The 20956-nt window shown below is 44.3% G+C and carries 21 protein-coding genes and 1 tRNA gene; 18 read left to right on the top strand and 4 right to left on the bottom strand.

What is annotated here, in order from left to right; genetic code table 11:
- Window positions 1–123: 123 nt before the first annotated feature.
- From A3EU_RS32565 to A3EU_RS29575, 6 genes are all read left to right on the top strand, one after another.
- Window positions 124–1194 (top strand): energy transducer TonB, encoded by a 1071-nt coding sequence (locus tag A3EU_RS32565; protein ID WP_020535318.1) that lies wholly within the window; start codon window positions 124–126, stop codon window positions 1192–1194.
- Between the two features lie 3 nt (window positions 1195–1197).
- Window positions 1198–1674, top strand: a complete 477-nt coding sequence (locus A3EU_RS0106460) for a DinB family protein (RefSeq protein WP_020535317.1) — start codon at window positions 1198–1200, stop codon at window positions 1672–1674.
- Window positions 1674–2174 (top strand): GNAT family N-acetyltransferase, encoded by a 501-nt coding sequence (locus A3EU_RS0106455; RefSeq protein ID WP_020535316.1) that lies wholly within the window; start codon window positions 1674–1676, stop codon window positions 2172–2174. The genes A3EU_RS0106460 and A3EU_RS0106455 overlap by 1 nt, the downstream gene beginning before the upstream one ends.
- Before the next feature lie 83 nt (window positions 2175–2257).
- Window positions 2258–3007 carry a subclass B1 metallo-beta-lactamase gene (gene bla, locus A3EU_RS0106445; protein ID WP_020535314.1) on the top strand — a complete coding sequence of 250 codons (750 nt, stop codon included), beginning with the start codon at window positions 2258–2260 and terminating at the stop codon, window positions 3005–3007.
- 27 nt (window positions 3008–3034) lie between these two features.
- Complete coding sequence (locus tag A3EU_RS29580; protein ID WP_020535313.1) at window positions 3035–4123, top strand: endonuclease; 1089 nt, start codon at window positions 3035–3037, stop codon at window positions 4121–4123.
- A gap of 161 nt (window positions 4124–4284) precedes the next feature.
- Entirely contained in the window at window positions 4285–5127 is an 843-nt protein-coding gene (locus tag A3EU_RS29575) for a DUF6159 family protein (protein ID WP_020535312.1), read from the top strand.
- A 66-nt stretch (window positions 5128–5193) separates the two neighbouring features.
- On the opposite strand, the gene A3EU_RS0106430 is transcribed toward A3EU_RS29575, so the two are convergent.
- Window positions 5194–5790 (bottom strand): MCP four helix bundle domain-containing protein, encoded by a 597-nt coding sequence (locus tag A3EU_RS0106430; RefSeq protein WP_020535311.1) that lies wholly within the window; start codon window positions 5788–5790, stop codon window positions 5194–5196.
- Between the two features lie 169 nt (window positions 5791–5959).
- Here A3EU_RS0106430 and A3EU_RS0106425 point away from each other — a divergent pair, with 169 nt between their 5' ends.
- The 5 genes from A3EU_RS0106425 (at window position 5960) to A3EU_RS0106405 (ending at window position 12097) form a co-directional block, all read left to right on the top strand.
- A complete protein-coding gene (locus A3EU_RS0106425; RefSeq protein WP_020535310.1) occupies window positions 5960–6433 on the top strand; it encodes a hypothetical protein in 474 nt (157 codons plus the stop codon).
- A gap of 453 nt (window positions 6434–6886) precedes the next feature.
- Window positions 6887–8560 (top strand): choice-of-anchor B family protein, encoded by a 1674-nt coding sequence (locus A3EU_RS0106420; RefSeq protein WP_026211253.1) that lies wholly within the window; start codon window positions 6887–6889, stop codon window positions 8558–8560.
- Between the two features lie 265 nt (window positions 8561–8825).
- Entirely contained in the window at window positions 8826–10148 is a 1323-nt protein-coding gene (locus A3EU_RS0106415) for an alkaline phosphatase D family protein (RefSeq protein ID WP_020535308.1), read from the top strand.
- Window positions 10149–10336: 188 nt separating this feature from the next.
- Window positions 10337–11113 (top strand): DUF6503 family protein, encoded by a 777-nt coding sequence (locus A3EU_RS0106410; protein ID WP_020535307.1) that lies wholly within the window; start codon window positions 10337–10339, stop codon window positions 11111–11113.
- A 24-nt stretch (window positions 11114–11137) separates the two neighbouring features.
- The gene (locus A3EU_RS0106405) at window positions 11138–12097 is read left to right on the top strand and encodes a TolB family protein (RefSeq protein ID WP_020535306.1); all 960 of its coding nucleotides are present in this window, start codon (window positions 11138–11140) and stop codon (window positions 12095–12097) included.
- A gap of 82 nt (window positions 12098–12179) precedes the next feature.
- Here A3EU_RS0106405 and A3EU_RS0106400 read toward each other — a convergent pair whose 3' ends face one another.
- On the bottom strand, window positions 12180–13850 hold the full coding sequence (locus A3EU_RS0106400; RefSeq protein WP_020535305.1) for a S41 family peptidase: 1671 nt from the start codon (window positions 13848–13850) through the stop codon (window positions 12180–12182).
- A gap of 128 nt (window positions 13851–13978) precedes the next feature.
- On the opposite strand from A3EU_RS0106400, the gene A3EU_RS0106395 reads away from it, so the two are divergent.
- The gene (locus tag A3EU_RS0106395; protein ID WP_020535304.1) at window positions 13979–14455 is read left to right on the top strand and encodes an Lrp/AsnC ligand binding domain-containing protein; all 477 of its coding nucleotides are present in this window, start codon (window positions 13979–13981) and stop codon (window positions 14453–14455) included.
- A gap of 7 nt (window positions 14456–14462) precedes the next feature.
- On the opposite strand, the gene A3EU_RS0106390 is transcribed toward A3EU_RS0106395, so the two are convergent.
- Together A3EU_RS0106390 and A3EU_RS0106385 are read right to left on the bottom strand one after the other, a co-directional pair.
- Window positions 14463–14825 (bottom strand): hypothetical protein, encoded by a 363-nt coding sequence (locus A3EU_RS0106390; RefSeq protein WP_156825679.1) that lies wholly within the window; start codon window positions 14823–14825, stop codon window positions 14463–14465.
- 10 nt (window positions 14826–14835) lie between these two features.
- Entirely contained in the window at window positions 14836–15351 is a 516-nt protein-coding gene (locus A3EU_RS0106385) for a YbjQ family protein (RefSeq protein WP_020535302.1), read from the bottom strand.
- Window positions 15352–15387: 36 nt separating this feature from the next.
- Here A3EU_RS0106385 and A3EU_RS0106380 point away from each other — a divergent pair, with 36 nt between their 5' ends.
- The 6 genes from A3EU_RS0106380 to A3EU_RS0106355 all read left to right on the top strand — a co-directional run bounded on the left by A3EU_RS0106380 (window position 15388) and on the right by A3EU_RS0106355 (window position 20861).
- Window positions 15388–15711 carry a 2Fe-2S iron-sulfur cluster-binding protein gene (locus A3EU_RS0106380; protein ID WP_020535301.1) on the top strand — a complete coding sequence of 108 codons (324 nt, stop codon included), beginning with the start codon at window positions 15388–15390 and terminating at the stop codon, window positions 15709–15711.
- Window positions 15712–16096: 385 nt separating this feature from the next.
- Complete coding sequence (locus A3EU_RS32560) at window positions 16097–18538, top strand: M14 family metallopeptidase (protein WP_020535300.1); 2442 nt, start codon at window positions 16097–16099, stop codon at window positions 18536–18538.
- Window positions 18539–18738: 200 nt separating this feature from the next.
- Window positions 18739–18811, top strand: a tRNA-Met gene (locus A3EU_RS0106370).
- A 187-nt stretch (window positions 18812–18998) separates the two neighbouring features.
- Window positions 18999–19697, top strand: a complete 699-nt coding sequence (locus tag A3EU_RS0106365; protein ID WP_020535299.1) for a metallophosphoesterase family protein — start codon at window positions 18999–19001, stop codon at window positions 19695–19697.
- Window positions 19698–19805: 108 nt separating this feature from the next.
- Entirely contained in the window at window positions 19806–20309 is a 504-nt protein-coding gene (locus A3EU_RS0106360; RefSeq protein WP_020535298.1) for a hypothetical protein, read from the top strand.
- Between the two features lie 117 nt (window positions 20310–20426).
- Window positions 20427–20861, top strand: coding sequence for an RrF2 family transcriptional regulator (locus A3EU_RS0106355; RefSeq protein WP_020535297.1), 435 nt, complete (start codon window positions 20427–20429; stop codon window positions 20859–20861).
- Window positions 20862–20956 lie beyond the last annotated feature (95 nt).

Below are 20956 nucleotides of genomic sequence, written 5' to 3'. Positions count from 1 at the left end.
TTACAGCTGAACAAGCTCTAAAGCGGGAAGTAAGTCGTTAGCGATAACGTCAGTACTCCCCGCTTTTTTATTGTTCTTATTTCTACCTTTGTGGCTGAGCTAAATAAAAAGCTGTTTACTGTTATGTACAAATATATCTTCTTGTTTGGTTTTCTGTTGATGGTCGGTTTGCTAAATGCACAAACCGATACCACTATTTATAAAGTAGTAGAGCAGATGCCACGTTTCCCCGCAGCTTGCGAAGCATTAGATACGACCTTGGTCTACAAACAAAAATGTGCCAATCAGGCCATGTTGGAATATGTTTACCAGAGAGTGATTTATCCACAAGAGGCTATTGATGAAAATATTCAAGGCACAGCTGTTGTCACTTTTGTAGTGGAAACAGATGGGCGAATCAGTCAGCCTCAAATAGTGCGTGATCTGGGAGGAGGTACTGGTATCGCAGCCTTAGGCGTTGTTTTGCAAATGAAAGAAGAAAGCTTACGTTGGATCCCTGGCAAGCAGCAAGGAAAAGCAGTAAGAGTACAATTCAATTTGCCCGTAAGGTTCAAAATCAAAGACCCTGACCCGTTTATTCTTATTGGGCGAGATACAGTATATACTGAATTTGAGAAAGCCCTCGACTTTAACGGAGGTGCAGAAGCGCTTCAGACTTATTTGGATACCGCATTGGATTACCCTACCTCTGGGAACGATAGTTGCCAAATGGGCCAAATTGATATTCAAGTCTTAGTGGAAGCGGATGGAGATGTAAGAATTCTAGATGTGACGGATTTTAATGACCTCGGTTTTGATTTCTGGTATTCGGCTATAGATGCTGCTACTTCAACTTATGGAGATTGGGAGCCAGCTACCTACCAGGGACGTAAGGTAAATGCTGCTTTCGATTTGAGTTTATCCTTTTTACCTACAATAGCGACTTGTACACAAAAGGTAGATGATTTTATCACTGCCCGGGAAGTAGCAGATGCTGGTGCCGTGCTTTTTAATGATGGAAAAATAGAAGAAGGCATCGCAAAAATGACAGAAGCAGTAACTGCTTTTCCTAATGATGCTCAATTACGCATTATGCGTGGGCAAGCTTACCTCAATAATAGCCAGCTCGCCGAAGCTTGTGTAGATTTATCACTAGCAAAGCGTATCGCACTTGTGAACTGGTATGATTCGGTGCTAACACTTATCTGCCGTTAATATATGGAAGTTAGTTATAAAAATACGTTGGAACTCCTAGCTGTTCTAGAGGCGCAGGCGGAAGAGGTAGCAACTTACTTCTTATTTCCTGAAGTTGATTTAGCGAAGACTTATGCGCCGGGAAAATGGACGGTGTGCCAATTGCTTCACCATCTGACAGATGCCGAAACCGTTTTGTACGAACGAATTCGGCGAGGTATCGCTCGTCCGGGCCAAGTGGTATGGGGTTTTGACCCTGATTGCTGGGCTGATCAGCTGGATTATGTTAACCGTGATTTGGGTATACAGCAGGCGATCTATCATTCGGTGCGTCGCGGGGTTATTGATTTAGCAACGTCTCATTATGAGCTGGCGGGTACTCGGCAATATGTTCACAACGAGACAGGGTTGCGTACCGTGAAGGAAGAGTTTGATAAAGTTGCGTGGCACAGCGAACATCATCTAAAGCAGATTCGCGCCGCGCTGAAAACTTCAGAATAATGTCCACTCCTTTATTTCGACTTGCTAAGACAGCGGATTTGCCAGCCATCACTGATATTTTGAATCAGTCGATCCTATCGGGCGGTCAGAACGCTTACACTGAGCCTGTAGACCTTGCAGAAAGAACTACTTGGTTGGCGAAACATCCGCCCACCAAATGGCCGGTGTTTATGATAGAGGATAACCAAACGGTGGTGGGCTGGTGCTGCTTCAGTGCTTACCGTCCTGAACGGAAATCGTTAGCAGGTTTGGTGGAGATTACTTATTACCTGGATAATCGTTGGCAGCGACGCGGATTAGGTGGTGCGACGGTAGATTTTTTAATGGAGGAGGCTCACAGGCGTGGTTTTCGTCACCTCTTTGCCGTTACGATGGATACCAATATTGCCAGTATTCGTTTGTTGGAGAAGAAAGGATTTGATCGCTGGGCGCACTTACCAGAGGTGGCAGAGATTAATGGGCAAATATGTGGGCAGGTCTATTATGGGAGGAAGCTGTAAGGTTGATGTATTTATCCCTAACTTTGCATCGCTAAAAAATAGGGCATTTTCTGTTTTCTTTTCTTACAAAACCGAAGGGACCAATGCATAAGTTATTTACGCTCTTACTTGTACTTGTTGGATGTAGTGCTGCATTGCATGCTCAACAGCCTGCCGTACAACAAATTGGGGAAGATATTCAGCTTATTCGCCTCACCGACAATACTTTTATCCATCGTTCTTTCAAAGTTTTCGAAGGTTATGGAAGAATTGGTTCCAATGGGTTGATTTACATGGTGGATAGTACTTGTGTTATTTTTGATACCCCTGTTACCACCAAAACGACTGTCCGCCTCCTTGATTATTTGACTAAAGAGCAAGGGATTACGGTGCAGGCAGTGGTGGTCAATCATTTTCATGAAGACTGTACTGCTGGCCTGGATAGTGTACAAGCCCGAGGTATTTTGACCTACGGCAGCAAAAAGACAGTAGCCTTGTGCGAAGCTGAAGGGACAACCGCACCAGAAAAGAAATTTCGCCGAAAGAAGGTCATAAAGTTAGGTGATCAGCAAATCGTTAATTACGCACCAGGTCCTGGGCACACGGTAGATAATATTGTTAGTTATTTACCTACGGAAGGAGTACTTTTTGGTGGATGCTTGATAAAGTCACTTGGTGCAGGTCGTGGTAATACAAACGATGCTGTTGTGAGCAAATGGTCAGATACGGTGGAAAGGGTGCAAAAGAAATTCCCCGAAGCAATTCATGTTATTCCAGGCCATGGTCATGCAGGTGGGCCTGAGCTGCTGGAATTTACTGTAGAATTATTTGCAGAAGACCGGTTGAAAAAATAACGCTCTTCTGATAATCAAAATCATAAGATGAGAAATCTACTGAGCCTTTTGGGGCTATTGCTTTTGTTGAATACGCAGGTTGAAGCCCAGGATCACGAGGTGATCTTTTCGGATTTGGAGGGGCAGGATTTATTGGAAGCAGTAATCGATAATTTTACACCGGGTTCGGTGCAAAGTTATGGTGCTGCTCGTGATATTCTTTTTGGAAGTATTGATAAGGTAAACGACAGCTTATATTGTGTCTACACAGACTGGCCGGTGTACATTACACCTGGTGCGGACCCTACGGTGGCGGCCTACCAAGATGGGCAAGGCATTAATACAGAGCATAGCTGGCCCCAATCAAACGGCGCAGCATCTGAGCCTGCTAAATCAGATATGCATCACCTTTTCCCCACCAGGGTGGATGTCAATCAAGATAGAGGGAGTCTGCCTTTTGGAGAAGTTTCTGATGCCCTGGCAGATAGTTGGTATTACCTCAACCAGGAAGTTAGCAATCCGCCCGCTAACAATAGGGATGCCTATAGTGAATATCGTCAGAATATAGCTTTTGAGCCTCGCGAATCTTTCAAGGGCAATATTGCAAGAGCTCTGATGTACTTCTACACCATCTATCGGGATGAAGCCAATGCCAATGCCCCTGATTTTTTCAATATCCAACGGGCAACGCTCTGCCAGTGGCACGAGCAAGACCCCGTGGATGCAGTAGAATGGGCCCGTACTTTCGCGATTGCCCAGCACCAAGATGGTAAGCCCAATCCTTTTGTTGTCGATTGTACTTTGCCTTCGCGGTTGTACTGCGAGGAGATACCTGATGCAAATTGCATTGTGAATACCCGCGAGGTAGTGATTGGTGATTTGTCGGCAACCTTTTTCCCTAATCCTAATCATGGTAGTGGACAGCTGCGTTTGCAGACTGCCGAGGCAGGGTTGTTACAGGTACGGTATTACGATCCATTGGGCCGTATATTCCAACAGCAGGAGATAGAAGTAGGCACAGGAGAAGTCAGTTTGCCTCTAAGCTTCCCGGGCAACGGTTTTTGGTTTTGTGAACTCCGGCAGGTAACAGACCAAGGGCTGTATCAGCAACGGCTACCAATCGTCGTATTACCTTGATTTATTGACTTTGTCGTTAATCTATTTGTGCTGATCGATTTATGAAGGTGAGAGTGAGGCGGTTTTCCTTATCTTTAGTGGGTAAGAGCATGATCAGCGACGCTAAATATGCTCTAAGAGAAATTGATAACCTGTTTAAATTCACCTAGCAAAACACTAACATGAGAATCTTTGATCGATTAGGCCGTGGTTGGACATTAGGGCTTAAAAGCCTGGAAGTAATTGGTGCCCATCCCAAGTTGTTACTCTTTCCTGTACTTTCCGGTGCGGCTTTACTTGCTGTACTACTTTCTTTTGGTGGCGCATTTCTAGGTCTCGCTGCATTTAACTTCGAAGCCATGGAAGCCATCTTTAATAGAATGGAACAAGTTGGGGAAGTTGTCTTTTGGATTGTTGCTTTCGTGTTTTATCTGGTTACTTATTTTGTAATCGTCTTCTTCAACGTTGCTTTGGTATTCAACGTGCGGCGCATTTTTGCTGGTGAAGAACCTAGCATTCGTGATGGCATATCGTTTAGTGCTTCGCGCGCGCCACAGATACTGGCTTGGGCGGCATTGGCTGCTACGGTGGGCTTGGTACTTCAAGCCATTGAAGAACGGATAGGTAGTTTTGCCTCTAGTATTTTAGGCTTTGCCTGGTCGTTGGCTACCTATTTTGTGATCCCGACCCTGGCTGCGGAAGATATTGGCCCGGTCGAAGCACTGAAAAGATCTTCCCGGACGATCCGCGAGAGATGGGGCGAATCCATTGGTGCTGGTTTTAGCCTGGGACTTTTCGTTTTACTGGGCATTGTGATTGCCATCATTACCGGATTTTTACTAGGTTTTGTAATACATCCTGGTGTAGGTGTTTTTGCAGGTATCCTTACCTTCATACTTACGCTGGTGGTGAATGGTGCAGCTCGCAACGTATTCCTTACCGCCGCCTACGAACACACCAATGGCAATACCCCGGAAGCCTTTGATGGCGACACACTGGATGGTATCTTCATGGCGAAGAAGTAAAGTATATATCCTGGATGCGAAGTGTTTTACAATGCTATTGATTGTGTTGTAAAACACTTCGTTTTTTTAACTATTGCCTTCCTTTTTAGGGTTGTACATGACGACTATTTGAATAAAGATGGCAATGATAATCAAAGCGTATATCTCTAAATGGGTGAATAAATCTACTGACGCTATGGCTCGTTTACTCTGAAATAATTCTCTTTTCCCTTCTTCTATCTGGATTTCTGACAGGTCGTCAAGGTTGTCTTTGACCAAAGCGAGGTACTCGGAAAATTTTGGACTTGGCAGTTCAATCTCGTTAAGTTCGTACTCTTTTAGGCTTATAAAATTCTTTTTTAGCTGTTCAAAAATGACCTTTTCCTTCGGCGTTAGTTTTGTTACAGCGAATAAGTTTATCAATTCGTCAATACGCGTATTGATGATAATATTTTTGTTTTCAAATTGAGAACGCTCGTATTTTATTTGAGCCAATTCTTTTTCCCAAGTCAGTTTGGATAAATCCAATAGTATGTCTTGCGCTAAAAGGCGGTCTGCGTAGATCGTTTCTACGGAGTTTTTTACGATATTGAAATTCTTTCTGTCGATTAGATTTGTTGCCAGAATAATGAAAAAGACGGATAAAATACCCAGTGTCCATTTGATCTTATTGTAAACAGTCATAGCTTAGTAATTTTGGCTTAAGCAAGGTTGTGGCGTTAATCCACCATCGCTCTAGGCGCAGATTTTTTGGAGAAACAATTAAGCCCCTATCAAAGTTGGAGGCTTCTGTCTGTGCTTTAGGGGTCGGTGAAGAGGTACAATGATCTTTATTGCAAAATAGATAGAACAAATGAAGACAACGATCATCTGGATGCTACTCCTTGTATCAATCGGGCCGCTTAATGGTCAATCAGATACCGCCGGGGCGAAGCATACTGTATATGGTGGCTTTGTGCGACAAGGCATATTGTATGTGAAGTATGAACGGTCTGTTTTTGATAAAGGCTGGGGGAGAACAATCGTAAACATTGGGTATGGAGGTGTATTGGGCGAGCACGAATATGGTACGCCTCGAACCAATAAAATCATGCCCCAAATCGGGCAGTTAATCGGGCGTAAAAATATTCTTGTAGAGGTAGGTGTAGAGGCATCGATCAATTTTTTCGGCAAGATTAGCTATACAGATATTAATGGAGTACTAGGGATTCGCTATCAGTCAAACGAGGGGATATTGTTTCTGTTAGGATATAACCCTAAGCTGTATTATACCTATGAAAATGACATTGATCTACCGTTTTATCTGGGGATGGGAATGACCTTTTAGGGAGGCCCGCGTAAGCGATGTGGAAGGGTGGCTGCTATCAGCAGGCCAGACAGCGATCCGATTTAATCGGGAGAGCTGGCCGAACGAGTAGTGAGCCCTGTAACGTAGCGCCGCCGCCGCTTAGGCGGAGGTACGCCCAGAGTATCAGTATATACCCGTTACTAAGTGATTTGGGACATTTTTACTTGTCCTTTTCAGCTCTGACTGCGTTGAAAACGCCTCGCCGAAGCTTAGGCTTCGCCTACGTTTCGCTTCGCGGCTTCTTCGAGGTTTCGCCTTATCAGAACAGAAAATGACGTTGCGATAATATTCCCAAACCACTTAGTGCCGGGTCTAGATACGGTTTAGACTAGAGCGACTCTTGGAATATTTTTTCTTTTTTATCTTTAAAGAATATAAAATTCGCAATCACCTATCCCTTTTATCTTTTCATCACAGGAAAAAATTACTACAATGAGGACGATAGGCACATTATTTGTTTTTTTAGGAATGTTTATGAGCATGATGGCCCAACAATCCGTGAATATGTCTTTGTTGGGGCAATGGGACGATAATTCTCTACCAAATCTAGGTGGGGTGGTTTATAATGACATTTGGGGTTATACTGTAAGTGGGAGGGAGTTTGCGATTGTAGGATCTATAGAAAAGGTACATTTTTATGAAATCACTGATCCTAGCAATATTGTAGAAGTTGCTGCTATTGCTGGTGGAGGAAGCTCTCGATGGAGGGATATGAAAACCTATGGCACGAATGCTTATAGTGTTGCGGATGAATCGACATCAAGTGAAGGTCTGCTTGTCTTTGACCTTGCTAGCATTACCGGAACAGGATCAAATAGGGTGACGCTAGTTGATCAACAAACGGACGTATTCACTCGTGCCCATAATGTTTTTGTAGACGAGGGGCAAGGGATTCTCTATGTAGCAGGTATTAATTCAGGGGATAATCTACTTGTTTACGACCTCAATGCAGATCCAGCTAGTCCTTCTTTAATAGCTGACCTCAACTTTGCCGCCGGGTATATTCACGATGTCTACGTCGATAACAATATTGCCTATTGCTCCCATCTTGGGAATGGGCTACACATTTATGATATGTCTCCTGTCACCGACCCTCCTGAAGGCCAAGGCCCAGGGACACCTGTAGAACTAGGGGTGTTGACAGATTATCCTTTTCAAGTTTTTAACCATAGCAGTTGGGTGAGCGGAAATACGCTGGTATATGCCGACGAAAAACATGGTAGTCCATTGGGGATTGTGGATATTAGTGACTTGGAGGACCTGGAACCAACCAGTCATTTTTATTCTAATTTATTAAATGTTGCCAACCCCTACAGTACGACATCTCCTCGGGGCCCAATTCCTCATAACCCTTTTATTGTAGGTGATTTGTGTATCGCGTCCTATTATCATGATGGTATCTCTATTTTTGACATCAGTAACCCTGAAAACGTAGTCCAGGTAGGTTATTATGATACAGATTTAGTGAGTACCAACTATAATGGTTACAAAGGGTGCTGGGGTGTTTATCCGTTTTTACCATCGGGCAGAATCATCGGTACGGATGTACTGGATGGACTTTTTGTATTGGAGTACAATACTGCTCTTCCGGTAGAGTGGGCCAGCTTTACTGCCCAGAAAGAAGCTGACGGGATACGCCTGGATTGGTCGACGACCAAGGAGGAAAATAATGCTGGTTTTACGGTGCAACGCGCTGAAGGCAAGGGGTGGGTAGACCTTGGTCAGGTGTTGCCAGAAGCAAAACAAACCTATCGGAGTTACGATGATGCGCCCCGTGCGGGATGGAATACCTATCGAATAGTACAGGAGGACTATGATGGTAGTCGTTCCTACTCGCGGCTGGCTACTGTTTTTTGGGGAACAGCAACAGCCGGATGGTCGGTGTATCCGAATCCGGCCCGATCAGGGGCAAGTTTAAGTCTGAAGAATGTCACCGTCACTGACGGTCTGTGGCAACTGCATAATGCACAAGGGCAGACCGTGTTTCGTATGCAGGCAGAGCTATATGTGGGAGAGGTAATCCTACAGTTACCGAATCTCTTTAAAGGAACCTACTGGCTGGAGGAAGTAGCTACGGGGGCAGTGCAGACTTTGGTGGTAGAGTAGAGGTGTTGTTGGGCTGTGGTCGACCTCTATTTATGTAAAAGCATAAATGTATTGTGCTACAAATGTATTTATACGAATGGGGCAAAAATCAGTTCGCATGGCGTATCCGGAAGCGCGGCGCATCCCGAACCACAGGTAGAGCAAGACGAAGTAGGTCCACCGGTAATGATACCGAGAAACGATGGCATGGCCATTAGCTTAATAGATATTTAACCCTCACCAATAGGCCAAAAGGAGCGAAAAACTTACCTTGACAGAAAAAAGAATGAGAAGCTATTTACTCTTGCTAAGTATTGTAATAGTATTGCCGCTGACGGCGCAAAATTCACTGTTGCAATCTGGCCCGATGCTGGGCTATTCTGAGATGCGGGAAGTTGTACTATGGGTGCAGACGACCGAGGCCGCCGAGGTGCAATTTGCCTACTGGACGGAAGATAATAAGGCTGCATTGAGCCTGACGGATAAGATAACAACTACTAAGGCCGATGCTTTTACAGCCAAGCTAATTGCTGATATTGTAGAGCCTGGCACCAACTACACCTATGAACTGCGCCTGAATGGGAAGGCCGTTACATTGCCTTATCCTACGCAGTTTCAGACCCAGAAACTTTGGCAGTGGCGTACTGATCCGCCTGATTTTACGGTGGCTGTGGGGAGTTGTAGTTATATCAATGAACCGAAATACGACCGACCTGATAATGCTTATGGTGGGGATTATGACATCTTTAATCGCATCCATGAGCGCCAGCCAGACGCGATGCTGTGGCTGGGAGATAATACCTATTTGCGAGAAGTGGATTGGAATTCGCGCACCGGTATCATGAAGCGTTATACCCATACCCGTTCTGTAAAAGAGCTTCAGCCATTGCTGGCTAGTACGCACCATTATGCCATCTGGGATGACCATGATTATGGGCCTAATGATAGTGATCGCAGTTATATTCACAAGGACAAGACCCTTGAAGCTTTTCGCTTGTTTTGGGGTAACCCAAGTGTGGGTTTACCAGATGCACATGGTGGTATAACTACTGCATTTCAATGGGCAGATATGGATTTTTTCTTGATGGATAATCGCTATTTTCGTACACCCAACCACATGCAGAATGGTCAGCAGATTTACTTCGGGGAAATCCAATTGGAATGGCTTATTGATGCCTTGGTGGCCAGCAATGCTCCTTTTAAATTTGTGGCTACTGGCGGGCAGATTTTGAATACGGAACCCGTTTATGAGAATTATATTCGCTTGGCACCAGAAGAGCGGTCTTACTTGCTGTCGCGAATTGAAGAAGAAAACATCAAAGGTGTGATCTTTCTTACAGGCGACCGGCACCATACCGAACTCAGCTCTTATGTAAATGCAAAAGGCAATGCGGTTTATGATTTGACGGCTTCACCACTTACCTCTGGTTCTGGGAGTAACCGCGATGGAGAACATAATCAGTTTCGTGATGAAGGGACCTTGGTCGTGGCGCGAAATTTTGGCTTACTCAATTTTAGTGGTCCTTACGGAGAGCGCCAATTACAGATACAGATATTTGATAAAGACGGTGAACCGCTGTGGGAGCGAACGATCCCGCAGGCGAAGTAGAAGTCTGCTCGAACTTTAATGCGTAACTTGGACCTTGGTGTGGCAATTTCTCTGGGGGGGAGTAAAGCCAGTAGAGGGATACGGGACGCTTTGTGCCCTTTAGTATAGGGTATAGAGATTGAGAAACCATCACGGGTTAATTTCCAACATCATTCCTAATCCTGATATAGGTTTTAAAAAAAATGATTATGCGATACCTTAGCCTTTTTGCTTTGCTTCTTTTTCTGACTGCTTGTAGTTCAAATGCCGAAGATGCTTCGAGTATGAAAGCCGCTGATCCGGTCATCACAGACACTGCGCGTTGGGTCGTGGAGCAATCTATTGTTCAGCATGGAGGGGGTGAATTGGATACGAGCTTGGTTCACTTCTTTTTTCGCGAAAGAGTTTATACCGCAGCGCGAGTAGGGCATGAATTTTTATATGAAAGAAGCTATGTTGATAAAGAAGAACAGGATATTAAAGATGCCCTAAGCTCACAGACTTTTACGCGGACGATTAACGGGGAACCTGCTGAGCTAACAGCGAAAGACAGCTCAGCTTATGCAAATTCTCTAAACTCGGTCATGTATTTCGCTTTCCTGCCCTATTTTCTAACAGATCCGGCTGTACAAGTGGAATATCACGGAGTCACGGAAGCTTTTGGGAGGCCACATCACGAGCTGAAGGTGACCTTTGGCGAAGAAGGCGGCGGTGAAGATTTCGAGGATGAATACGCTTACTGGTTTTCTACCGATGATTTTACGCTGAATTACCTGGCTTACAATTTCTTGGTAAATGGCGGTGGTGCGCGGTTCCGTGAGGCCTATAACTCCCGCCGGATAGAGGGTGTCATTTTTCAGGATTACATCAACTACAAACCGCTGGATGAAGCCCGTAGAGATGTGTTGGCATTTGATGAACTCTTTGCTGCTGGCCAAATGGACACTCTTTCAAGAATTGAATTGGAGGAGGTAGAAGTCGAGTAGATTTTTAAAATTATACTAAAGAAAATGAAGCAATATCCTTTCTTTATTGTTAGTCTGTTTTGTTTGTTAAACAGTAGCTGTTCCAAACCGAAAATAGATAATATTCAGTTGGCAGCCACACCAGAAAATCCGGAGTTGTTTGCTAGCGGTCTGGTATCTACAGGCTTATATGAACGGGATATTGCGATTTCCCCTTCTGGCGAAGAAATCATTTATACCCTTGGTGATTACAAGCAAAGTAAGCGTTGTTTGGTAAGCATTGGAATGGTAAAAGGGCATTGGCAGCCTGCTGAGGTGTTGAATATTTCGGGCCGTTACCAGGATATTGAACCTTTCTTTGCGAATGAAGGCCAGCGCTTGTTTTTTGCTTCCAATAGACCCTTGCAGAAAGATTCAGCGGCGGCTGATTATAATATATGGTACAGCGACCGAGAAGGAGAGGGTTGGACTGAGCCAGTGCCTCTCAATGGAAATGTCAATACAGCTGGAGACGAATTCTACCCCTCTGTGGCAAAGAGTGGCAATCTGTATTTTACGGCCACGAAAGAAGAGGGTATTGGTAGAGAAGATATTTATATTGCCAGGTTTGTTGATGGTGAATACCAAAGGGCCGAAGTTTTAGATAGTACCATCAATTCCCTTTATTACGAATTCAATGCCTATGTGAGTCCTGACGAAGATTTGCTGATTTTTAGCTCCTATGGTCGACCGGATGACCTTGGTGGTGGCGACTTGTATATTGCCAGAAAGAATACAGATGGGGCTTGGCTGCCCGCCAAAAACATGGGACCGTCGATCAATTCTGAAAAGCTTGATTATTGCCCATTTGTAGATGTAGCTAGGAATACCTTCTACTTTACGAGCGAACGTATGACAAAGCGTGATACGCTGAGTATTAGTAATATCAATACTTTACAGGAAATGGCGAACACCCCCGGCAATGGAATGGGCGATATTTACAGGGTAACTAATACCGGAATCTAACCCTTTATAAAGTCGGAAGTCGGAAATTGGCTTGTCTCTCTTTCAAGATGACCAGAACCATCTAACAACCAACAACCAAGACCTACTCTTTCCTCGCCGCAGCCAACGGATCATCTGTTTTTAAAACCTTTAGCGCCTCCAGGATCATATCATCGTCCTTGTTCCAGACGGCAAAGAAACCTTCGTTACCATATAACTGGCGTGCGATCCGAGCCTTGAGGAAACGATTAAGCTCTTTTAGAACTCGATTGTTGGTCGGAATAGCGGATTCTTCGCCTTGTTCACGCGCATACTGGATGTATTCCTGGAAGACGTTGTTAGGAACCTGGTAGCTACTTACAAAGTCGTTTAGTTGATAGCGATCAGCTAAGCCTGCTTCTTGTTCAACGAAGCGGAACACAAAGCCTGCGGTATACTGTCTCCAGCGGAGGTAGTCTTCCCTTAGGGTGAAGGTGTCAAGAGGAACGAAAACATCGGGTGTAATGCCACCACCACCATAAACAATATAACCATTGTCGGTGAAAAATTTAGTTGTATCAGCGATCTCTATGTTTCCTTTCTCGGATAATTCGCCGTTCGTAAAACGGTCTTCCATATCCCGGTCGTAGGCAGCTGCGCCTTCTTCCTCATAATCTTTTTGGATGCATCTGCCAGAAGGTGTGTAGTACCGAGCAACGGTAAGCCGTAAAGCAGAGCCGTCGCGTAAAGGGTATTGTTCCTGAACGAGACCTTTCCCAAAAGAGCGGCGACCCACCAGCACACCGCGATCATGGTCCTGAACAGCTCCCGCCATAATTTCACTGGCCGAGGCTGAGCCTTCGTCAATCAAAATAACCACTTTGCCAATGTTATAGAAAGGGCGGCCATTGGTGTTGTATTCGGTTCTTTTTACGGTACGGCCCTCCGTGTATACCAGAAGTTTCCCTTTTTCAGGGAACAGCTGGCTCAGCATGTTGGTCGCTTGCGTCAAATAACCACCAGGATTGTGTCGAAGGTCGATAACCAAGTCGACCATCTCGTTCTTTTCCACCAGTTTTTCCAAAGACTGGACAAATTCATCGTAGGTAGTTGCACTGAAACGATTGACTTTAATGAAGCCGGTTTTTTCATCCAGCATTACGGCAACGTCGACGCTATGTACAGGGATTTTGTCTCGTGTGATATTGAAACTGAGCAATTCTTTTTGCCCTGCTCGTTTGATGCCTACATTGACTTCGGTGCCTTTTTCTCCGCGAAGGAGCGAAAATATATCTTGCGTAGCGAGTTCCACTCCTGCTACAATAGAATCTTCGATGGTAACGATTTTATCGCCAGCCCGTATCCCCACAGCTTCAGATGGCCCTCCGGCTAATGGACTGACGACCACAATCGTATCATCCAGAATCATGAATTCTACACCAATGCCATCGAAGTTGCCTTCCAGCTGCTCGTTGATAGCAATTAAATCTTCAGAGGAGATATAATTGGAGTGCGGGTCAAGCTCCTTGATAACTGCATCAATAGCTTTGCGGGTAATAGCGTCTTTATCTGCTTCCTCCACGTATTTTGCATCGATATAACGGAGCAATTCTTCTACCTTGCCTTGCCCCCCTAAATTACGTTGAAGTTTGGCTAGTTCGACACTACCCTGACTGGCAGCGCTAGCGGCTTGGTAGCGCAAACCTATAAACATACCTAGCGCTAATACACCTGCCAATAAAAGAGGCAACCAAATGCTAACTTTGCGAAAAAAGGAATTGTCCTGTGGATCCATGCGTAAAAATTGAATTACCCGTTTATCACGTTATCGGGCAAGTAATGTAATTTATACAAAAAATTACGAATATTGTTTCTCCTAAAGACTTAAGGACATCGCCTTTCTAAAGAAGAATTTACTTTATAATGAGCAAAGAAAAGGAAATTGACGATCTGGACCGCAAAATTCTCTCCTTGTTGATGCAGAATTCCAAGAAACCTTACACTGAAATTGCCAAAGAGCTCTATGTCTCGGGTGGAACCATTCACGTAAGGATGAAAAAGCTAGAAGACGCTGGCATCGTTCGAGGTTATAACCTGACCGTTAACTACGAACAACTAGGTTATGATGTAGTTGCTTTTCTGGGGGTATATCTTGATAAAAGTTCACTCTATGATCAGGTTGCTAAAGAGCTTGCTCGAATTCCTGAAGTAGTGAGTGCGCATTATACGACAGGTGTCTATAGTATTTTTGTTAAGATCGTTTGTCGGGATACGGGCCACTTGCGGGATGTTCTCCACGACAAGGTGCAGCCTATCCAGGGCATCCAGCGTACGGAGACGTTTATTTCACTGGATGAGAGTATTGACCGTCCACTGGATATTGTAGGTGATGGAGAATAAGACAGGGTTATTGATTGCCCACAAACTTCACCGCTACTCCCGAAATATCTACCCTGGGAGAATAGGAAGCCATCTTGTCAAACTTTAAGAGAATCACCGCGTCAGCACCAATTTCAGTAACGCGTTTCTTAAGATAGTTGATGGCACTTTTATCGTCTGCGCCATTTGCTGTTACCGTACCGATTACCAGATACGCTTTGTCTGGGGTCGTCAGGTAGAGCTCGATGTCTGTCGCTTGGGTAGGAGGATAAACCTGTGCTCCGGTTTCGAGATAACAGGTATAAAGATTGCAGGCAGAAAACAGGAAAGGAAGCAGAAAAAGTGATCCCAGTGATAGGATTTTTGCTGGAAAGGTGGAAGTGTTTTTCACAAGTTTGGCTTTAGTCATTATATTTTACAGCTGTTGCAGTAGCCTTGAGGCCGGTAATCCAGAAGCCCATGCCGAAATTCAAACGGAGGTTTACGATTGCATCTGCGCCTATTTTTGCGGCTTCTTCCCTCAGTATGCGTATGGGTACTTCTGCGTCCTGCCCCGCATCGCACATGGCCACCAGTTCTGCAATTATTTCGTAAGATTTTGGAGCTTTAGGGGTAGCATAAACAGCTACCTTCTCCGGCGACACTGCTGGGTAGGTGCTGCCCTTAATCAACGGACTGGAGAGTACACCGTGGGTTTGGCAGCTGGTTAGAAGTAAAAGCCCCAAAAGGTAGAGAGGAACTAAGGGAGTTCGCAAAAAATACGCTACACACCTTACTACAAATCTTCCTTTATTCATCATCCGATTTTCCTTGCGTAGCCCGCTATGCTGCGGAAAATCCGATTTGTCTAAAGAAAAATTTGCTACGCCCTTTGCGTAGCGTATTTGTTTCCTCATCCCTAAATATCTTTTATTCATAGGTTTCCTTATTTTTGCAGCCCCAAAGTAATAATAATGATCAAGATAACCGTTATTGACCGCGCTGATCAAGAGCATGTTTTAGAAGCTCCTACTGACATGAACATGAATCTCATGGAATTGTGTAAGGCTTATGAACTCCCCGTAAAGGGAACTTGTGGAGGGATGGCACTCTGTTCTACTTGTCATTGCTACGTCTTAACGGATCATGAACTCCACAAGATGTCGGAAGACGAAGAAGATATGCTGGATCAGGCCTTCTTCGTAGAGGATAATTCGCGTTTGGGCTGTCAACTTAAATTGGTAGATGAGATGGATGGCCTTAAAGTCAAGCTGGCACCAGAGGACGAGGAGGTTTAAGGTACTCGGCGTAGCCTCGTGGGGAGTGCTCGTTTCACTCGTGGTTAGTGTTCATCCCGATACTCGGGATTCACGGTGCGTACTCGGCTTCGCCTCGTGTTAGTGCTCGCTGCGCTCGCGGTTTAAACGGGATTACCAGAGGCTATTTGTTGAAGTTGAGTGCCTAACCCGTGAGCGCAGCGAGCACCACCATTCGCGCATCGACCCCCCGCGAGCGTAGCGAGCACTCCCGTGAGTTCCGATACATCGGAATGAGCACTACCACGACTCCGGCTTTCCGGGGGAGTACCGCAGCGAATACGACATTCTCCCGGATAGCATTCGCAATCGAATAAAATAAGTAGTAGTTTCGTCGCCGGAATTTTTAAGATCCTACTTCAAAGCCATGAATAATAGCAGCTTACTTCTTTTGCTCTGCATCCTGAGTACACAATTGTTATTTGCCCAAAATACGGATACTTACCACCGGGTGAGAGTACGCCTTGAAGGGCATACCATCCAAGAATTGAGTGCGCTAGGGGTGGAAACCGATCACGGCGAATACGTCCCTCATCGGCATCTTACCAATGATTTTTCCAGCGCGGATTTAAACAGACTAGCAGAGGCAGGATTCATTTACGAAGTACTCATTCGAGATGTGCAGGACTTTTACAGCGACCCTGTTCGCCGTCAGGTTTATCAGGATAACGCTCGCGGTGGAGACCTTAGTTGTCCGGATGTTTCCAATAGTTCTGTAACGGAATATCCCATTCCAAGTAATTTTCGTCTGGGAGATATGGCTGGATTTTACCGCTACCAGGAAATGTTGGACATTCTGGACTCGATGCGCTTGCTTTATCCTAATCTGATTACTTCTCGACGAATCGTTTCGCCATCAATTGTTTCTCATCAGGGGCGGCCAATCTACTGGATGCGTATTAGTGATAACCCGGATACGGATGAATCTGTAGAGCCTGAAGTACTGTACACGGCATTGCATCACGCCCGGGAACCCAATAGTTTGACACAAATGGTCTTTTATATGTGGTACTTGTTGGAGAACTACGAAAGTGACCAAGAGGTACGTTACCTCGTTGACAATACGGAGTTGTATTTTTTACCTTGTATAAACCCTGATGGTTATATTTTTAATGAAACCACTGAGCCAGATGGAGGTGGGATGTGGCGGAAGAATTTTCGCGATAATGATGATGGCTCTACCGGGGTGGACCTCAATCGGAATTATGGCTATCAGTGGGGATTCGATGATGAAGGGTCGTCGCCAAACCCTAGTTCTTCTACTTATCGGGGTACGGAAGCGTTTTCGGAACCAGAGACACAGGCTGTTAGAGCATTTTGCCAAGAGCATGAATTTATAGTAGCGCTTAATTATCACACCTATGGGGATTTACTGATTTACCCCTGGGGGTACAGTGATTCGCCTACCGTTGATGCACCAACCTTTAACACGCTGGGCAAGGTAATGACCATACAGAACGATTATATAAAAGGGACAGGCTCAGAAACAGTAGGCTACGTCGTTAATGGCGATTCTGATGACTGGATGTACGGAGAAACCACAGAGAAGCCTCGTATCTTTTCAATGACTCCGGAAATCGGCGGCGAAGGCATCGATGGTGGTTTTTGGCCTGTGCGTGAAGCGATAATTCCCAACAGTAGAGCGTCTTTGTGGATGAACCTTATGGCCGCAAACACCCCTCATGTAGCGGGTGTCGCCCAAATTGATCCAACCCAGATTGAAATAAAGGATGATTACCAATTCTTGCGTTTTGAAGTACAACGATTTGGACGTGAAAATGGTCCGTTAAGCGTGAGCCTGACCAGTTTGCAAAATGATTTAATCCAGGTTGTAGAAGAACCTTTGAGTTTTGATCTGGCAGAAAACCAGGCTGTCATAGATAGCTTTGCGCTAAACATTACTGGCAGTATTGCTCCTGGTACCGAATTGCAGTTTGAACTGGCCATTGACAATGGCTCCTTTGTACGGAGGGATACCGTGAGTAAAGTTTATGGTGGCTATATAAATACGGTGGTATATGAAGAAGACTTTTCAGGGCTGGATCAGTGGACGACAGAGGAGGACTGGGGCTTAACGAACGAAGATTTTGTTTCTGGCCCTAATTCCTTGACTGATTCTCCTTATTCGAATTACCCAAACAGCCACTATGCACAAATTACCTTAAATGAACCAATTTCGGTAGGAGAAGCTGAAGAATACCGCCTGAACTTTTGGGCGAAATGGAATATTGAACCTTCTTACGATTGGGCACAACTCCAGTTTCAAGTCAATGAAGGCTCATGGATTCCAGCTTGTGGCCGTTATACGGTAACGGCGTCGAATACGCAAGCTACCGATGGCCCCCTCTGGGAAGGACAGCAAAACGAATGGGTAGAGGAATCAGTAGATCTGACACCGTTTTTAATAAACGGCGATCAACTGCGTTTACGTTTTTTGATGGTTAGTGATACCTATATTAATCCAGATGGGTTTTATATGGACGATCTTGTTTTTCAGGAGCGGAATATGAAGCCCGTAAGTACAGAAATGCCGCTAGGGGCAGAGGCATTCTCTCTACGAGTTGTTCCAAACCCTAATTTCGGACGCACGCAATTGCAGTTTCGCCTTCCTCATCCTGTTGCTGCAAAGGGGCAATGGCAACTGTTTCAGGCAGGTGGCCAGCTGCTACAAACCGGCGTACTTTCTTTACCAACTGGTTATGGAGAAGTAGATTTAGAGATGGAACAATTACCTGCGGGAATCTATTGGCTAAAAGCTCAAGTAGGGGAGTACCTTATTCCAACACGTAAAATTGTAGTAGTTAAATAAAATAATTGCATTTTTTAATTTTAAGCAATAGGCTGTCTAGTAGTGGTTTAGAGCCTTGTTTGTTGATTGATGTCAGTTTGTAGAGACGGTTTTTTCAAGAAGGGGCTTGCGCAGTAATTAAAATCCCCCTATATTTGCAAACCCACAGAGGAACAGCAGACTTGTAAATGTACAAAAACTGCGCTTTGTAGGTCTAATATCGCGGAGTGGAGCAGTTGGTAGCTCGTCGGGCTCATAACCCGAAGGTCGCAGGTTCAAGTCCTGCCTCCGCTACAGAATCAGAAGCCTGATAATCGTTAGATTATCGGGCTTTTGTGTTTTAAGCAAGAGCCTAAGGCTAAAGAAATCTCAATAAAAAACGCCTGTAGGGATTTTTTTTAAGCCTATCGCGGTTGGTGGGGGTAAAGCAATAGAGGATTGTTGAATCTTTATTAGTGTGAACCCTTAACCACTTTGTAAAATGCCTCGGAAGATATTCATTAGTGACATTCACGGCTGTCTAAATACCCTTAATGAACTGCTTGAACAATTGTCGTTAAAAAAGGGCGATCATCTCATTTTACTGGGTGACTATATTGATCGAGGCCCACATTCAAAAGGCGTTATTGATAGAGTTATCAAACTTGGAAGTGCTGAGTTTACATTGACGACATTGCGGGGTAATCACGAGCAAATGTTGATTCATGATTACTTGTCAGAGACGGTCAAAGGTTGGAAAGATATGGCAGACGAAGTCTTGAAGATGAGCTTTGGTATAGAACGTTTAGAACAATTATCTAGATCATACTTTGATTTCTGTAATGAATTGCCTTTTTATCATGAAGAGGATGATTTTATTGCTGTGCATGCCGGGTTAGATTTTAGTAATGAAAATCCGTTTCACTCCAAGGAGAATTTGATCTGGATCAGAGATTGGTATAAGAATATTGATTATCAGTGGTTGGGGCAAAGGGTAATCATTCATGGCCATACCCCCCAAACCAGGAATGAAATCGAAAAGCAACTTGAGGAGTTGGACGAAAAGCAAGTCCTCAATATTGATGGGGGAGCATTTTTAGCACAGCAAAAAGAAAATGGCTTAGGCCATCTTTGTGCATTCGATTGGACAAATAGAAAATTATACTTTCAGGAAAATATCGAAGAAAGTAGTAAATATTAAGCTTCTTGGAATTGTTATTAATTTGCCCTCGCCTTTTGTTTGTCCTCTAGATAATGTTTATTTTTATAAAATAGCCTGAGAAATAATGGGCACCCAAAATCAATGAAAATGGCAAAGAAATTATATCAGGAAAAACAGCAATTCCATGATTGGTTCGTTATTGGTTTTCTCTCTTTGGCTACAGTTGGCCTTCTGTATGGATCAGCTTCTATTTTCTGGAGGTCTGATGTTACCGTCGTTTATAGTATAGCGTGCCTGATACTGGCAGCCGGAATAGGATACACTATTTGGTGGCTACTAACCAGCCTGCGCTATAAACTTAAGATAACAGATAAAAAGATCAAGTTTCAATTTAAGAGCATCACAGAGACGTCTAAGAAAATTGCCTGGGATGATATTGAATCCTGTACTTTAGTCAAAACGCCAAATTCCGCCAAGTGGCAAAGGCCTAAAGCTACGCTCACTGACGAGGAGTTCTATTCTTTGGATGGTCGTAATGGCTTGATGATCGAGACCAAAGATGGAGGTCTGTACTTTATTGGTTGCCAAAATATGGAAGAGCTCCAAGAGGCTCTCAATAGTGAAGATAAAATTTGGGAGATAATTTCTTAACCTGACGATCACTTTATTTTGAGGGGTGTACTTCTGTTAAGAGTTCGTCTAAAAAAAATATAGCAGACACTTTTGTCCGAAAAGTATTTTCTCTTTACTTTTACGAAAATTTAGTACATGTTTTCAAAAGCGTGTGAATACGGTATAAGGGCAACTATTCATCTTGCTCGCTTGTCGGAAAAAGATCAGCGGAGTAGCTTGAAGGAAGTAGCTGAAGCAATTGATTCACCTGTGGCATTCACGGGAAAAATCTTACAATCATTAGCCCGAAACGGAATAATCCTTTCAATAAAGGGGCCAACGGGGGGGTATGAAATCTCTAAATCCAAGCTTTCTATAATTACATTAAGTGAAATTGTAGATGCCATTGATGGTGGCGATATTTACAGAGGCTGTGGCTTGGGACTGAAGAATTGTAATGAATCCAAGCCTTGCCCAATGCACTTCCAGTTCAAAGCAATTAGGGATGATCTGAAACAAATGCTTGAAGAAACTACAGTGCAAGATTTGGCCAATGAACTCCACAGCGGGCTGGCTTTTTTGAAGAGGTAGTTTAGGGAGTTTACAAAAAAATATATACACATATTGCTACTCCCTTTGCGGAGATTGCTTGTTTCCTGATCCTTATTTAACAATAAATCAGACAA

The sequence above is a fragment of the Lewinella cohaerens DSM 23179 genome, from assembly GCF_000379805.1.
Lineage (GTDB): Bacteria > Bacteroidota > Bacteroidia > Chitinophagales > Saprospiraceae > Lewinella > Lewinella cohaerens.
Note: the sequence above shows the minus strand (reverse complement) of the source record. Positions and strands in the feature narration are given on the sequence as shown.

Coding starts and splice junctions, on each gene's coding strand:
- A3EU_RS0106430 (WP_020535311.1), bottom strand. CDS start 5,790: ATGACTGTTTACAATAAGATCAAATGGACACTGGGTATTTTATCCGTC.
- A3EU_RS32565 (WP_020535318.1), top strand. CDS start 124: ATGTACAAATATATCTTCTTGTTTGGTTTTCTGTTGATGGTCGGTTTG.
- A3EU_RS0106410 (WP_020535307.1), top strand. CDS start 10,337: ATGCGATACCTTAGCCTTTTTGCTTTGCTTCTTTTTCTGACTGCTTGT.
- A3EU_RS29580 (WP_020535313.1), top strand. CDS start 3,035: ATGAGAAATCTACTGAGCCTTTTGGGGCTATTGCTTTTGTTGAATACG.
- bla (WP_020535314.1), top strand. CDS start 2,258: ATGCATAAGTTATTTACGCTCTTACTTGTACTTGTTGGATGTAGTGCT.
- A3EU_RS0106420 (WP_026211253.1), top strand. CDS start 6,887: ATGAGGACGATAGGCACATTATTTGTTTTTTTAGGAATGTTTATGAGC.
- A3EU_RS0106400 (WP_020535305.1), bottom strand. CDS start 13,850: ATGGATCCACAGGACAATTCCTTTTTTCGCAAAGTTAGCATTTGGTTG.
- A3EU_RS0106455 (WP_020535316.1), top strand. CDS start 1,674: ATGTCCACTCCTTTATTTCGACTTGCTAAGACAGCGGATTTGCCAGCC.
- A3EU_RS0106360 (WP_020535298.1), top strand. CDS start 19,806: ATGGCAAAGAAATTATATCAGGAAAAACAGCAATTCCATGATTGGTTC.
- A3EU_RS0106425 (WP_020535310.1), top strand. CDS start 5,960: ATGAAGACAACGATCATCTGGATGCTACTCCTTGTATCAATCGGGCCG.
- A3EU_RS32560 (WP_020535300.1), top strand. CDS start 16,097: ATGAATAATAGCAGCTTACTTCTTTTGCTCTGCATCCTGAGTACACAA.
- A3EU_RS0106380 (WP_020535301.1), top strand. CDS start 15,388: ATGATCAAGATAACCGTTATTGACCGCGCTGATCAAGAGCATGTTTTA.
- A3EU_RS0106365 (WP_020535299.1), top strand. CDS start 18,999: ATGCCTCGGAAGATATTCATTAGTGACATTCACGGCTGTCTAAATACC.
- A3EU_RS0106355 (WP_020535297.1), top strand. CDS start 20,427: ATGTTTTCAAAAGCGTGTGAATACGGTATAAGGGCAACTATTCATCTT.
- A3EU_RS0106395 (WP_020535304.1), top strand. CDS start 13,979: ATGAGCAAAGAAAAGGAAATTGACGATCTGGACCGCAAAATTCTCTCC.
- A3EU_RS0106385 (WP_020535302.1), bottom strand. CDS start 15,351: ATGAATAAAAGATATTTAGGGATGAGGAAACAAATACGCTACGCAAAG.
- A3EU_RS0106405 (WP_020535306.1), top strand. CDS start 11,138: ATGAAGCAATATCCTTTCTTTATTGTTAGTCTGTTTTGTTTGTTAAAC.
- A3EU_RS29575 (WP_020535312.1), top strand. CDS start 4,285: ATGAGAATCTTTGATCGATTAGGCCGTGGTTGGACATTAGGGCTTAAA.
- A3EU_RS0106415 (WP_020535308.1), top strand. CDS start 8,826: ATGAGAAGCTATTTACTCTTGCTAAGTATTGTAATAGTATTGCCGCTG.
- A3EU_RS0106460 (WP_020535317.1), top strand. CDS start 1,198: ATGGAAGTTAGTTATAAAAATACGTTGGAACTCCTAGCTGTTCTAGAG.